This window comes from Lysinibacillus sp. CTST325 (genome assembly GCF_054665055.1).
Map to the genome: position 1 here is coordinate 239,590 of NZ_BAAFHO010000006.1, position 14,340 is coordinate 253,929.

Below are 14,340 nucleotides of genomic sequence, written 5' to 3' on the forward strand. Positions count from 1 at the left end.
TCCTCCAATCAGCCTTAATCTTACCGCTTTATCACATCATCCGTCTATTCGGTGCTCTGACATAGTTTTCTGCTACTTTGGCGTGCTGTTCCGCTGCTAAAACATGACGTTCCGACGCTAATGCACGTCGTTCCGCCGCTAATACATGACGTTCCGCCGCTAATACACGATGCTCCGCCGCTGACGCATGCCGGTCCCACGCTAAGCCGTAACGTTCCGTCGCCCTAGCAAGTCTATCCGTCTTGCCCCTTTAGATATACAAAAAGCTCGTATCTTATTAAGATACGAGCCGTTTAACGTTTCAGATAATCAAGGGAATCTTGGGAATTGACCGAAATCTGGTTGACGTTTTTCTTTGAATGCGTCACGACCTTCTTTAGCTTCATCTGTTGTGTAGTAAAGAAGAGTAGCGTCGCCAGCCATTTGTTGAAGACCTGCTAAACCGTCTGTATCTGCATTCATTGCTGCTTTTAAGAAGCGTAGAGCAGTTGGAGACATTTGTAGCATTTCTTCACACCATTGTACAGTTTCATCTTCTAATTGCTCATAAGGAACAACTGTGTTAACTAATCCCATATCAAGTGCTTGCTGTGCATCATATTGACGGCAAAGGTACCAAATTTCACGCGCCTTTTTATGTCCGATAATACGTGCAAGATAGCCTGAACCATACCCAGCATCGAATGAACCAACTTTTGGTCCAGTTTGTCCAAAACGAGCGTTGTCAGCAGCAATTGTTAAGTCACAGACAACATGTAATACGTGTCCTCCACCGATTGCATAGCCAGCAACCATTGCTACTACAGGTTTTGGAATAACACGGATTAAACGTTGTAAATCAAGAACGTTTAGACGTGGGATTTCATCTTCACCAACGTAGCCGCCATGGCCGCGTACTTTTTGGTCTCCGCCTGAACAGAAAGCATGTTCACCTTCACCAGTTAAAATGATAACTCCAACATTTTTGTCATCACGCGCACGTGAGAAAGCATCGATCATTTCCATTACCGTTTTTGGTCGGAATGCGTTGCGCACTTCTGGACGGTTGATCGTAATTTTTGCGATACCGTTATAGAACTCATACTTAATGTCTTCATAAGTATGTAAACTTGTCCATTGACGTGTCATTGAATTGCCTCCTAATAATTAAATTCGTCTCGTTCAAAATCGAGGCGATAACGTAAAAATTATATTACGTTAAATACTCCTCTACTATTGTAGCAAACTCAGCGGGATTTTCCACATGAATTGCATGTCCTGCGTCATTTACTGTCATATGCTTGGCATTTTTTAATAACGCTTTCATTTCTAGAGCAATTTTACAAAATTTTTCATCGAGTGAGCCTGTAATTAGTAGAACAGGAAATTCAAGCTCCTCCAATGACATCCAATTCGACAACTGACTGCCTGTACCAATCCCTCGTAAGCTACCTGCCAAACCTTCCTCCTTCTGAGAAAGTCGTTCTAACCGAATCGCTTCTTTTACTCTGTGCGGTAAACGCTTTTGAGATTCAAATAAAGGAATGTTCTCCCATGCATTAACAAATGATAACAAACCGTTACTAATTATTTTTTCAGCTAGAGCGTTATCTCTTTCGCAACGTTCAGAACGTTCCTTTGAAGTTCGCAAGCCTGGAGAAGCGCTTTCTAAAATGAGCTTGTCAATGCGTTCTGGGTAGGAGATTGCATACGATAGTGCAACTCTTCCTCCCATTGAATAGCCTAACAGCGTAAACTTCTTGAGCTGTAGCTGGTCAAAAACTTCCTCTAAATCTTGGATTTGTTCTTGCATAGAGAAACGACTAATTTGTTGAGGTATAGCTGTTTGGCCATGTCCAATTAAATCCATGGCAATAACTCGTACACTAGGTAGAGCTTTCGCCAAATTACGCCACGTAGCCGTACTACCTGTAAAGCCATGCAATACAACGAGCGTTTGCTCCGCTTCTTCATTCCAGATTTCTACGTATGTTTCAAGCCCTCGAATCATTAGCTTTGCCATGCTTTTAACCCTGCGTTAATGCGATTCCACAATGCCCGATGCGCATACACATTTTCCTCTCGATTCGTGAAAATTTCCATTAAGCGCATTGGTCGTTTTTTCATCGTAGTGAACTTTACTGATAGCTCTGAAATATCGTCTACTCGTATATAATCCATATCGTACATATTGGCAATATCATGGAATTTAAGGGCAGTTGGCGTACCAAATAAATCTTCATAATGTGCCTCAACTGTAGATTGTGGTAAATAAGAGAAAATACCGCCACCATCATTATTCATAACGATTATTGTCAAATTGCATTCCTGGTATCTTGAGGCAATGAGACCGTTGACATCATGTAAAAAGGCTAAATCGCCAATAAGCAAATAGGTTTCACGGTTATTTCCTTGACTAAAGCCCATTGCAGTTGATACGACACCATCAATACCATTCGTTCCACGATTCGCAACAATCCGAATATCCTTCGGTGTCGCCATTAAAAACGTATCAATATCACGCACTGGCATACTGCTACTAACAAAAACATCACTGCCATTAGGAATCATTTTTAGTAATCGACTTACCATTGCTCCCTCATCAATCGCACCGTCAGCATAATGTTCAATATACTCAAGTGCAATATCATTAGCATCCTGCCACTCAGTTAAATACTCAGTTTCTAGGGCTGTTTCAGAGATTTCTAATTGCGTAAGCCACTCACCAATACTAGCATGAACAAAATGAGTAGACACACCTGTAGAATCACGGAACATCGGATCTTCATCGACAACAATATAGGCATTAGGCTGAGATTTAGTCATAAATTGCATGATAAATTTAGAAACAGGCTGTGCCCCTAAACGTAACACCGTATCTGGTTCAACTAATGCTTTAAAATCTTCACTTTTCATAATGGCATCATACGTCGTGATCATATAAGGAAGACAATCTTCTGGGACAGATGACCGCATATTAGATAAACTCTCGACAATGACCGGCCATTTTAATTGGCGAATAAACTCCCACATAGTTGTTAAATCTGTACCGAGTGCTAGTTCACCAATAATAATAAAGCCTCTTTTAGTTGCACGTAAAATCTCCGATAGCTCTTGTTGAGTCTCCTTTGAAGGTACTAACTGACCCATACTACTATGCTTAAATGTCGCTTTTGGAAGTTCCTCTCGAAAATCAATCAACAAAGGTTCTCTGAACGGTACATTAATATGCACTGGTCCAAATGGTGCGCTCATTGCCACCGCTACCGCACGTGCAATATGACGCTCAATAAACGGCAATGTTGGTGCGGCACCATCTGCCAAAGGGAAATCCACGCTCCATTTGACATTTGTACCATATAAATTCGGCTGATGAATAGCTTGTGGTGCACCCACCTCTCGCAATTCATGTGGACGATCAGCTGTAATGACAATTAACGGTACACGAGCATAGCTTGCTTCAACAATGGCAGGGAAATAGTTTGCCGCAGCTGTTCCCGATGTACATAAAAGAACAACAGGTTTTGCTGTAGCCTTTGCAATTCCTAGCGCAAAAAAGGCAGCCGATCGTTCATCAACTTGACGATACATATGAAGCTGTTTCGTTGAAGCAAATGCATAAGCTAAAGGTGTCGAACGTGAGCCAGGGCTGACAACAACGTTTTCAACACCAGCTTGTACTAATGATGCTACCATTTTATAAACATAGTCCGTTAAAATTTTCCGTTCACTCATGTAATTGTCCTCCTAGCGCGCGAAGCATTGGACGGAATTTCACTAATGTTTCCTCATATTCAGATTGTGGCTCTGAATCTGCTACAATACCGCCACCAGCATATAAATAAGCTTTGTCCTTAAGTAAAGCAGCCGAACGAATGGCCACTGCAAATTCCCCATTGCCGTCAGCATCTACCCAACCAATTGGAGCAGCGTAAAGCCCACGATTCATAGGCTCATACTTACGTATAGCTGCCATTGCCTCTTTCCTTGGCACACCGCCTAAAGCTGGCGTCGGATGCAAAGATTTTGTCAGTTGTAATATTGTTGCCTCATTATTTAACTGACCTTCAACAGGTGTATATAAATGTTGTATATCTCTAATTTTTAGTAAGCGTGGGCCATCCGGTATTGTCATCTCTACACAATTTTTACGGAATGTTTCCGCAATCATATCGACAACATATTGATGCTCGCCACCATTTTTCGAATCATTTAATAAGCTTTGTCCATAAGCTTCATCTTCCTCTGCTGTCTTACCACGTTTAATAGATCCTGCAACACAAGATGAAAAGGCTCGACCCTCTTCTACTTTTACAAGACGTTCAGGGGATGCACCAAAGAACAATAATTCTTGATGTTCTAAACCAAATAAATAGCTCTCTGGTTGCTCATGAATAATTTGTGAGAGTACCTGTGGTGAAGAAACTTGTTCTTTAAATTGCAATGCTAGTGAGCGTGCAATAACGACTTTATCTGCCTTCTTCTGCTTAATCAATGCAGTTACTTGATCAATCGAAGCTAAATACGGCTCCTTGTATGGCTCAAAGTAACTTGTGATTTCAGGCTTCGAATACGTTTTCACTTCTTTTACTTGAGCAGCATGAATTAAATGATCTCGCTCTTTACGTAGCGCTTCAAATTGGGACTCTACCTGCTCATTTTTTGAAATAAGGTGAATACTTACAAACGCTTTGTCATCACGTATGACAAGCTGATAGGTTGCAAGTGCAAAATAAGCCTCTGGAAAGTCTGACCATTCCCCAGTTACATTATTTTGTGGATCGAATGTAAATCCGCCAAACAAAATTGGCTGTAGCTCGCTTTGTCCCTTCACACAGTTTTTTGTTAAATTTTTCCATTCTGCTTCTACTGCATCAAAGCGATCATTTTTGGCGTTATTTTGAATCGTATAGGCATGTCCTAACCCTACTAATGTCATTGTTTTTTCTCTATTTTGCCAATAAAATCGTTCACCTTTATAATGCTCCTCGCCCGCTGCATAAAATGCGAGCGCCGATAAGCGACTAACTTCAATTGTTTCCATATAAAAATGAAGGCTTTGGCCCAAAGAGTCCACTTCTACCTCTGTGGCTTGGTACCACTTCTGTTGCATGAAAATTACCTCCGTTGTTGCAATGTACATAATGAATGACGCACGGTATGTTTTGTACTCGTTCTACACTTTCAGTCATTTATATCAACTGCTTTGGTTTTTCATTATAAAGTGAGCGTTTGTACTTTTACTACATCATATTTTTTTATTAAAATAGGGGTCATTTTTTATTTGCTAGCCTATTCTTCGTACTGTTGCTATTATCTTAATTATTGTTTTCAGTTCATAAATGCATGTTCTATTGTATCATTTTTTTTAATTGAACTGTATGTAATAAGCTGTGAACCTACCCATTTTCTCATTCTTCGTATAAAATAAGAATAGTCTACAACATTTGAAGGAGAGAAAGACCTTATGACCAAAGTCATTGAAGCTGATAGGGGTTTTAAAGTTTGGTGGCATTTAACACGCCCACATACTTTAACCGCTTCATTCGTTCCAGTATTTTTAGGAACAGCGATTGCCTTAGCAATTGAAAAACAAACAATTGATTTTGGACTATTTTTTGCTATGCTCATTGCAAGTATGCTTATACAAGCAGCAACAAATATGTTCAATGAATATTACGATTACAAATTAGGATTAGACAATGAAAATTCTGTCGGTATCGGCGGAACGATTGTGCGTCACGGTGTTCAACCAAAAACAATTATGATGATTGCCTTAAGCTTTTATGCAATCGCTATGTTGCTTGGCATTTACATATGTGCCTCAACCTCTTGGTGGCTTGCTGCTGTCGGGCTTGTTTGTATGCTTATTGGTTTTTTATATACTGGAGGACCATATCCAATAGCCTATTCACCATTTGGAGAAATTGTATCTGGCGCTGTTATGGGAATGGGGATTGTCTTAATCGCCTTTTATATTCAAACGCTTACTGTGACATTAGATGCTGTTTTGCTTTCAGTACCAAGTATGATTTTAGTTGGGGCTATCATGCTGTCCAACAATATCCGTGATATCGTGGGCGATACAGAGGGTGGTCGACGAACGCTTGCTATTTTAGTAGGTCGAGATAATGCCATTTCTGTGCTATCTGGCTTTTTTATCGTTTCATATTTATGGGTAATCGCTCTTGTAGCAATTGATGGTATTACTTTTTGGGCTCTAATTATTTTCTTAAGTGTGCCAAAGCCACTTCGTGCGATTCAAATTTTCCGCGACAAAAAAGAAGCGAAAGAAGTTATGCCTGCGATGAAATTTACAGCGCAAACAAATACATTCTTCGGCTTCCTCTTAGGAATCGGTTTATTAATTCAATATTTTTTTTATTAAGATCTATAATTAAAGATGCAGCAACCTTAACGGGTTGCTGCATTTTTTACATAGCATCTAAAATTTTCACTTGCAATACCACGAACTTCTTCGGTTGAAAAATGTTCACGTAACGCCTCTAACAAATTTTGTGCCTCCCCTGCGTGTGCTAAACCTTGTACAGTAGCATCTATCCCATCGAAATCTGACCCTAGTCCAAGGTGCTCTACGCCTACTATATTCGCTAGATGCTTCACATGCGCTACTAAATCATCTATCGTAGCATTGTCATGGATAAAAGGCGGGTAGTAAACGACATGAATGTGCCCTCCATGCTCGACCAGTGCTTTTGCCTGAGCGTCCGTTAAATTTCTTGGATGATCACAAATTGCACGTGCATTACTATGGCTCGCAATGATATGCTTCGCTAGTGGTAAGACATCCCAGAAACTCTGTTCATTTAAATGCGAGACATCGATAATAATATCTCGCTCATTTAGCAAGTTTAAAACCTCTTTACCAAATGGTTTTAAACCAAGGCTTGCATCCTGTTCAGCACCGTGAGCCACAGCATTTTCTTCATTCCACGTTAGGCCAATTAACTTCACACCTGCATCTAATATTGCAGCAAGCTTTGCTAAATCTTCGCCGATTGGACCACAGCCCTCTAAGCTTAAAATTGCACCAATTTCATGCGGAGCTAAAGTATCTAATTGCGACCAATCCGTAATATGCACCATGCCCTCAGTTTGTAATACATGTGTATGGAAGGCTTCAATTTGCCGCACTACCTCTAAAAATCGCATACTTTGCGGAATTTTAGGATTAATAAAAATAGCAAATATTTGTGCCTTAACTCGCCCTAATTGTAATCTCTGGCGATTGGCTTGCAAACGTACATCATCTTCAAATTTTGCCGCTTCTAAAGTTGTTAATTTCGATAGAGCATCGCAGTGTAAATCAATTATGTCCATATTCTCACCCCATACAGCTATTATACTGCCTGTGAGCGAAAATGCTTACTAACTTTTATCTTGTGGTGTATCAGAAGAGCCAAATTCCTCAAGTTCTATGAAATCATCCGATCTTGGCGTAGAAGACAACACATCTTCCTCTACTGGCCTTAAATTATCCTCTTTGTGCTCTGCGTGCTCAACACATGTCAATGCTTTCGGCATAGCTTCTAAGCGACCAATAGGAATCTCTTCACCACATACAGCGCATTTACCATACGTACCGTCCTCCATCGCTTGTAGTGCAGCTTTTATTTCTTCAGCATCGTCACCCCGGTGCTCATCAATCGCCATTTCCGTAAGCTGATCTGTTAAATCACTCGCATTGTCAGCTGGATGATTATCATAATTAGATAGCTCTGTCGCTTGTGGACGCTCTGATTCATCAAGTTGCTTCTCTATTTCCTGTAATTCCTGTTCTAATTGCTTTTTTAATTTTTCCATTACTTGTGGGTTCAAAAAAATCTCCTCCTCATGCTTTCATTTTTTCCTAAAATAATATTTCTAAAACATGAAAGCACGAGGATGAATCACTTATTTTTTTGTATAATTTATCTTCATTCAGTACAATTACGCCAAGGTGAAATTGATGATGGCATCATGTAAAAATTGTGCTGCTCCTCTAGAAACACGCTCATCGTAATATGCTGCAAAGCGTTCATCTGCTATATACATTTGAGCTATACCTGCATGTGCCTCTTTAGAATATTGTGACCATGTAAAGTTAAGCCAGCGCTTATGAAGCTCCGCAACCTCCATTGCCACATCATTGTTCGTATCGCCAATTTCCATCGCTTCTTTTAAACGATTAAATAATTGCAGTTCTAGCTGTTGCATTGCTTCAAACTGTTCCTCTGTCATATTCATTACCTTTGCATTTGATGCATCAACCGTTTTGTCACCATATTTTGCACGAATTTCTTGACCGTATTGCTTTTCATTTTCCGCGATTAACTGCTCTTTTAGTCCATTAAATTTCTCTTCATTTGCCATTGGTTGTTCCTCCTCAATTGATTGAATGGTTTTTTCTACTGTTTGTAATATCTTTTCCAGCTGCTCCTTGCGTTTCAGTAAAGCTGTACGATGGGTTTTGAGTGCCTCTGTATGTTGAAAATCAGGCGCTTGAATAAGTTCCTTAATTGTTGCTAGCTTCATATCTAATGCTCTATAAAATAAAATTTGCTGGAGCAAATCAACTTCAAACTGTCCGTAAAATCGATAGCCCGCTTCATTCGTTCTTGCTGGCTTCAGTAATCCAATTTCATCGTAATAACGCAGTGTTCTAGTGCTTACCCCGGATAATTGAGCAAGCTCTTGAATTGTATATTCCACATTTTTCACCTCCATTAATGCTACTGTAAATGTTTACGCTACGTTAAGGTCAAGAAAAAAATTATGGGGAATTTGCACATTACTATAACGTTGGGTTGATTTCTGTTCCACTGGGCGCGTCGTAAATGAAAAAAGCAAACTAGAACGTTTTATTATCACTAGTTTGCCATTTCTTCAATTAAATTTTTGCATACTTGCCATGCCACACAATATTTCTGTAGTTTTCTACATCTGTATCACCTTCAGTGTTAATAAACAATACTCGAGAATCTTCATCTAATTGTAAAGTTTCCTTCAGTTCTGTATAATGCTCATTTGTCATCAATTCGTAAAAACATCCAACTGGGGCAGCTCCCGATTCTCCAGCAATAATTCGTACATCTGTCGCTAGCGGATTTCCTAGAATGCGCATACCTGTTGCAGCAACTTCCTCATCACAGCAAATACTTACCTTCGTATAAGTCTTTAACAGGTCCCAAGCAAGTGGATTCGGCTCACCACAAGCAAGACCGGCCATAATTGTATGCATCTCTCCACCAACCGTTACAAACTGTTCATCTCCTGCTTTAAAGCTTTCATAATAGCAATTCGCTACAAAAGGCTCTACTAAGACAAATGTAATCTTTTGCTCATAATATTGTTGTAAGAAAGCTACAACTGCCCCTGCAAAAGATCCAACCCCAGCTTGTAAAAATACATGGGTAGGCGCTTTTTCCAACTGCAGGGCGACTTCTTTTATTAGTGTTGTATAGCCTTGCATAATCCATAACGGGATTTCCTCATAGCCTTCCCACATCGTATCCTGAATAACGACCCATTCATTTTCTGTTGCTAGTTGTGATGTATAACGAACTGTATCATCATAATTCATTGTCGTTATTTCAGCATATGCACCTTCATTTTTAATATTTTGGAGGCGCTCCTCTGCACTACCAGCAGGCATATAAATGCGGGCTTTCAAACCAAGCTCTCTAGCAGCCCAAGCTACTCCACGACCATGATTGCCATCTGTCGTTGAAATAAACGTTAAGTCCCCTAACTGCTCCTTTACTTCAGGTGATGAAAGCTGCTCAAACGATAGCTCCTCAATATTTCTATCTAACTTTTTGGCAACGTACTGCCCAATTGCATACACGCCACCTAATACTTTAAATGCATTTAAGCCAAATCGATAAGATTCATCTTTTACAACAATACTTTGTACCCCAACGAATGATGCATAAGCATTTAAGTTACGAAGTGGTGTGCTTTCAAATTTCTCATATGTACGCTGAAATTTACCAATACGATTTACTTGTTCCAGTGAAAAATGACGTAGAAAAGGTGTTACTTGTTCTACGTTCTTCTGTAACAAATATTGTTGGTTGTTAGTCCACAATAAATTCCCCATCCATATCCCCCTAGTTTTTTTCTATTTTCATCTTAGCTTATAGATTCGCAAAACAAAACCATATTACATACTTTAGTAAAAAAAGAAAAATTTGAATCCTTTTAATAGGGTTCATCGTATATCTACTAACATATTCAACCGGAGGTATATAATGGATAATCCTTTTAAGATAGCGATAATTGGAGGAACTGGGAAAGTAGGAAGGCATATAGCAACTCAAGCAATACAAAAAGGATATCATGTTCGGATGCTTGTTAGAAATCCTGAAAAGTTACACTATAAAAATGATGCAATTGAAATAGTGAAAGGGCAGGTACAGGATATAGAAAACATCCGAGAACTTCTTAAAGATAGTCAAGTTGTTATTAATACATTTGGTCAACCAACTAAAGAGAAACCTATATATAGCAAAGTTACAAATAATATTTTTAATGTGATGAATGATTTAAACATAAGTCGTTATATAGGTGTTTCAGGTGGTTCTCTAACGATTAAAGAGGACAAAAAAAGCATGATGAATCGTTTAGGAGCAAAGATGTTTGAAGTTTTCTTTTCGAAAATGATGCAGGATAAAAAATTGGAATGGCAATTTTTATCAAATAATAAACAGATCAAATGGACACTAATTAGATTACCGTTTGTACAAGATAGCTTAACATCCAATCGAATAAAGGAAAACCTTACGGATATGCCTGGTACAAAAATTACGAATCAAGATATAGCCACTTTTATCATTGATCATATTGATAATAAAAAATACGTGCATAAAGCACCGTTTATCTCTCATTAGTGTAATCGCAATAAAGAGAGATAAGAAAATAGCATGCTGAGAATATATCCAGCATGCATTTTTTAGTTAAATGATAAATCGTAGGGAATTCTTGCTTAATCCCTTTTTATTTATCTTTGTACTGTAATTGTTTGAGAAGTGAAATCTAATTTATTCCCATTGAAATCCCTAATATCATTACGCGGTGAAGCTTGAATCGTAACACTTCTGCCGTTTTCAAATAAATAGCCATTCTGTGGTATTGTAATTAATACTCTATCATTACCTTGTCCATAGGTAGTTGCTGCTACCGAAGAACCATTCACAGTAATATTAAAATCCAAATTATTAACGTTTATTACTGGTTCACTGAAAACAAGCTCTATTGTTTGTGAATTGCTAACATTAACATTCACAACCTTTGGTGCAATATTTTCTTTAAGGTTAATGGATGTTCGCACCTCATCAAATGATTCCATAGAGTTTGCTGCTCTTAAGCCTTTAATCGTGAAGTTTCGTGTGCCATTAAAATAATTTGAATCCTTTTTCAATGTGAGCTTAATACGATTTAAATTGGATCCCTCTACAACAGCACTTTCTACCTGAGCATTATCAATACTATAATTTTGAACGTTTTGAGCAAGCGCTGGATCAACAGGATAATTGAAATTTAAATAAACAATATTATTATCTTTAATAGAATAATCTGTTGCAGATGTTTGAATTGCATTGTATTGCGATAAGGCTAATTTATTGCCATTTATATTTAAATCACCGTTACGTGTAAATTTAACATTTTGCACTTCAGTGACTGGCACACCGTATAAATTGGTAACATTAAATAAATTTAATTTACCATCGAAAAGAGCTCCCTTTGTATCATAACTACCTAGTAGTCCTGCCATTTTAACACGTAATTTCGTAGGTTGATCTTTTACGATTTGAATATCACTTTGAGGTCCTCTTGAAATCTCATATAAAATGTAATTATTAACGAATTTTCCAGTAAATTGTGCTTTTGCGTTAACGCCTAACTGTACAGGCTTATCGAAAGTTAATTGTAAATATTCTACACTATCCTCGTAAACAATTTCAGAACTCATTAGGGCTGGCGCTCTGTCATCTCTTATAAAGTTATACGCTGTTGAGAATGTTGCCGTTTCACCTGATAAGTCCGTTATTACACGACTCGAAGCTGTCCCAATCGTTGTAATTCCTTGAAGCGAGCTTCTTGGATCCACCGTTACATTAAATAAACGACCATTTTTAGGATCTTTCTCTACAGAATTCACAGAAATTGAAGTCTGACCGCTTTTGACTGAAAGATCATATGAATAAAGTGGTTGAATCTCCTCTGAGAACAATAGCTGGAACGTATTTGGTCCAGTTTGCGTAACAGAAGATAGTGTCGGTGGAACACCATCCTTATCTCCCTTTTTCACTGTTACAGTAGAAGGATTTGGTGAAATGATGTTCCCTGCCATATCTGTTGCCGCTACGAATGTAATTTGAACAGCTGTACCAGGGGCTAAATACACACCATTCATGGTTGCGGCTGATAAGTCAAATGTCGCTTCAGTTGAGTTTTGCTCAATACTTCCAACTACATTCGATACCTTTGTACCATTTGCTAATGTAAATTGAATGCGTTCATTTGGAAATGCTGCCATTGGCTTAGAAAACTGCACTTTAACGATTGAAGAATTTTTTCCTTGCGTTGTTCCTAAAATCGTAGGCGCTTGTGTATCTCCAGCAATAACAAAATTCGCATCTACTTTTTGAAGCACTGTGCCCTTTTCAGATTTGATGTTGCTGAACACATAACGATGAGTACCTTTTAATGGTTCATTCATTGTAAAGGTGATTGATTTTTTATCAGCGCTGATTTCTGTTTTTATAACGGATAGTGCTCTTAAAGTATCCACATTAGAGAAAGCTACAACATTATCCTGTAATTTCCCATCTGCTTTTAACACAGAAAGTGGGTCAATTGCTTGGTTGAAGACAACTTTAATCTGAGAAGCATTAATTCCCTCAATTGATTGTACATTTAACTCATTCACTTCATATGTAACAACAGCGGAATATGGTTTGTCATTAATTTTGAAATCTACCTTCGTTTCCACATTTTCAGTAAGCGGTGTCGCTAATGTTACCTTATGGCTTGTCCCATCTGTTAATGTTACCTGTAGTGTTTTTGCATCTATAACTTTAACTGTTTGGATGGACACTTCAGGCCCTCTTACCATTTCACCGATATTCGTCATTGAACGATGTAAAAATGACGAAAATTGACCACGTGTTAGTGTGTTTTTCGGATTAAACGTCTTTACATTTGTAATTTTGGCATATTCTAGTGCGATGATGGCCTCATGATTTTCTGGTGAAGCTACTTTTAAATCTGTAATAGAAGATTTAAAGTTTTCTTTTTTATACATCGCAATTAAATCGATATCGTAAACTTTTTCAATTGCACGTACTAAAATAGAAGCCATTTGTTCGCGCGAGATATACTCGGAAGGTAATAACTTATTGTTAGTCCCTTTAAAAATACCAGTATCATTTATAAGCGCTGCATATTGTAGTAATTCTTTATCTTTTGCAGTTGTAGGCATGTCTGTAAAACGTACTTTTTTATTGTAGTCTGCTGGCACTTGGAAGTGTTCTAATTCAAGCCATTTCCCTAAAAATTTTGTTACATTGCCTTTCGTAAGGACCCCGTTTGGCTTAAACGAACCGTCTGGATATCCAGCTACAATTTTTGCATCTGCTAGTGCCAAAATGGCCTCTTTATGGTCACTTTTTGCAATGTCTGTAAAATTAGCCGCACTTGCAGTAGGAACAACAGCTGCAGCAATCAAAGCAGCAGAAGCTGCACTCATAATCCATTTACTCTGCTTTTTTTTCACTTTTATTACCTCCTATGAATTCTATTCATTCCCATTATAAAAGAAAGATAGATATATTCCAAAGGATATACCAATATTACGGCTATTTTCCATGGATTATTTGTCCAATGAATGGTGAGCACAAAGCAAATACTAATTATATTTAGTTTTTTCTATATGAATTACCTATTTTTATTGTTTTATTTTTGAAAGAGACGTGGATCTTAAGGTTGGTTTTTAGCGGCTTTTTAGGAAGTTTAGATCCAAGGCTGTTATACACGATTGTCTCTAAACGTGATAAGCGGAAGAATATTTTCACATTTATCAAATGAATGACACGTATGAATTAGCAGACTCGATGGAGTGGAGCGGGCTATTCTAACTGCAACATCGGTTCGACGGAAAGGAATATTCGTTATTTGATAAAGTACCATAAAAAAAATGCAGTAGATGTAAATTACATCTACTGCATTTCAGTATGACCCGTACGGGATTCGAACCCGTGTTACCGCCGTGAAAGGGCGGTGTCTTAACCACTTGACCAACGGGCCAATGGCGGAGAAGGAGGGATTTGAACCCTCGCGCCGGTTACCCGACCTACA

11 protein-coding genes and 1 tRNA gene are annotated in these 14,340 nt (G+C 38.4%); 2 read left to right on the forward strand and 10 right to left on the reverse strand.

The window, feature by feature from the left end; all coding sequences use genetic code 11:
* Nucleotides 1-309 precede the first annotated feature (309 nt).
* The 4 genes from menB to ACYQ73_RS16165 form a co-directional block, all read right to left on the reverse strand.
* Nucleotides 310-1,128, reverse strand: coding sequence for a 1,4-dihydroxy-2-naphthoyl-CoA synthase (menB, locus tag ACYQ73_RS16150; RefSeq protein ID WP_132364614.1), 819 nt, complete (start codon nt 1,126-1,128; stop codon nt 310-312).
* 64 nt (nt 1,129-1,192) lie between these two features.
* Complete coding sequence (gene menH, locus ACYQ73_RS16155; protein ID WP_460013428.1) at nt 1,193-2,002, reverse strand: 2-succinyl-6-hydroxy-2,4-cyclohexadiene-1-carboxylate synthase; 810 nt, start codon at nt 2,000-2,002, stop codon at nt 1,193-1,195.
* Nucleotides 1,990-3,714, reverse strand: coding sequence for a 2-succinyl-5-enolpyruvyl-6-hydroxy-3-cyclohexene-1-carboxylic-acid synthase (gene menD / locus ACYQ73_RS16160; protein WP_460013429.1), 1,725 nt, complete (start codon nt 3,712-3,714; stop codon nt 1,990-1,992). Before menD ends, menH begins: the two co-directional genes overlap by 13 nt.
* Nucleotides 3,707-5,092 carry an isochorismate synthase gene (locus ACYQ73_RS16165; protein WP_460013430.1) on the reverse strand — a complete coding sequence of 462 codons (1,386 nt, stop codon included), beginning with the start codon at nt 5,090-5,092 and terminating at the stop codon, nt 3,707-3,709. Before ACYQ73_RS16165 ends, menD begins: the two co-directional genes overlap by 8 nt.
* A gap of 354 nt (nt 5,093-5,446) precedes the next feature.
* Between ACYQ73_RS16165 and ACYQ73_RS16170 the strand changes: the two genes are divergently transcribed.
* Entirely contained in the window at nt 5,447-6,367 is a 921-nt protein-coding gene (locus ACYQ73_RS16170; protein ID WP_132364620.1) for a 1,4-dihydroxy-2-naphthoate polyprenyltransferase, read from the forward strand.
* 26 nt (nt 6,368-6,393) lie between these two features.
* On the opposite strand, the gene ACYQ73_RS16175 is transcribed toward ACYQ73_RS16170, so the two are convergent.
* The 4 genes from ACYQ73_RS16175 to ACYQ73_RS16190 form a co-directional block, all read right to left on the reverse strand.
* Nucleotides 6,394-7,320 carry a dipeptidase gene (locus ACYQ73_RS16175; RefSeq protein ID WP_460013431.1) on the reverse strand — a complete coding sequence of 309 codons (927 nt, stop codon included), beginning with the start codon at nt 7,318-7,320 and terminating at the stop codon, nt 6,394-6,396.
* Between the two features lie 48 nt (nt 7,321-7,368).
* The gene (locus tag ACYQ73_RS16180) at nt 7,369-7,818 is read right to left on the reverse strand and encodes a TraR/DksA C4-type zinc finger protein (RefSeq protein ID WP_460013432.1); all 450 of its coding nucleotides are present in this window, start codon (nt 7,816-7,818) and stop codon (nt 7,369-7,371) included.
* A 111-nt stretch (nt 7,819-7,929) separates the two neighbouring features.
* Nucleotides 7,930-8,691: a MerR family transcriptional regulator gene (locus ACYQ73_RS16185; RefSeq protein ID WP_460013433.1), complete on the reverse strand. Its 762-nt coding sequence runs from the start codon at nt 8,689-8,691 to the stop codon at nt 7,930-7,932.
* A 178-nt stretch (nt 8,692-8,869) separates the two neighbouring features.
* On the reverse strand, nt 8,870-10,081 hold the full coding sequence (locus ACYQ73_RS16190; RefSeq protein ID WP_460013434.1) for a diaminopropionate ammonia-lyase: 1,212 nt from the start codon (nt 10,079-10,081) through the stop codon (nt 8,870-8,872).
* A 151-nt stretch (nt 10,082-10,232) separates the two neighbouring features.
* On the opposite strand from ACYQ73_RS16190, the gene ACYQ73_RS16195 reads away from it, so the two are divergent.
* Entirely contained in the window at nt 10,233-10,871 is a 639-nt protein-coding gene (locus ACYQ73_RS16195; protein ID WP_460013435.1) for an NAD(P)H-binding protein, read from the forward strand.
* Between the two features lie 110 nt (nt 10,872-10,981).
* Here ACYQ73_RS16195 and ACYQ73_RS16200 read toward each other — a convergent pair whose 3' ends face one another.
* On the reverse strand, nt 10,982-13,759 hold the full coding sequence (locus tag ACYQ73_RS16200) for an S-layer homology domain-containing protein (protein ID WP_460013436.1): 2,778 nt from the start codon (nt 13,757-13,759) through the stop codon (nt 10,982-10,984).
* A 458-nt stretch (nt 13,760-14,217) separates the two neighbouring features.
* Nucleotides 14,218-14,289, reverse strand: a tRNA-Glu gene (locus tag ACYQ73_RS16205).
* Between the last annotated feature and the right edge of the window lie 51 nt (nt 14,290-14,340).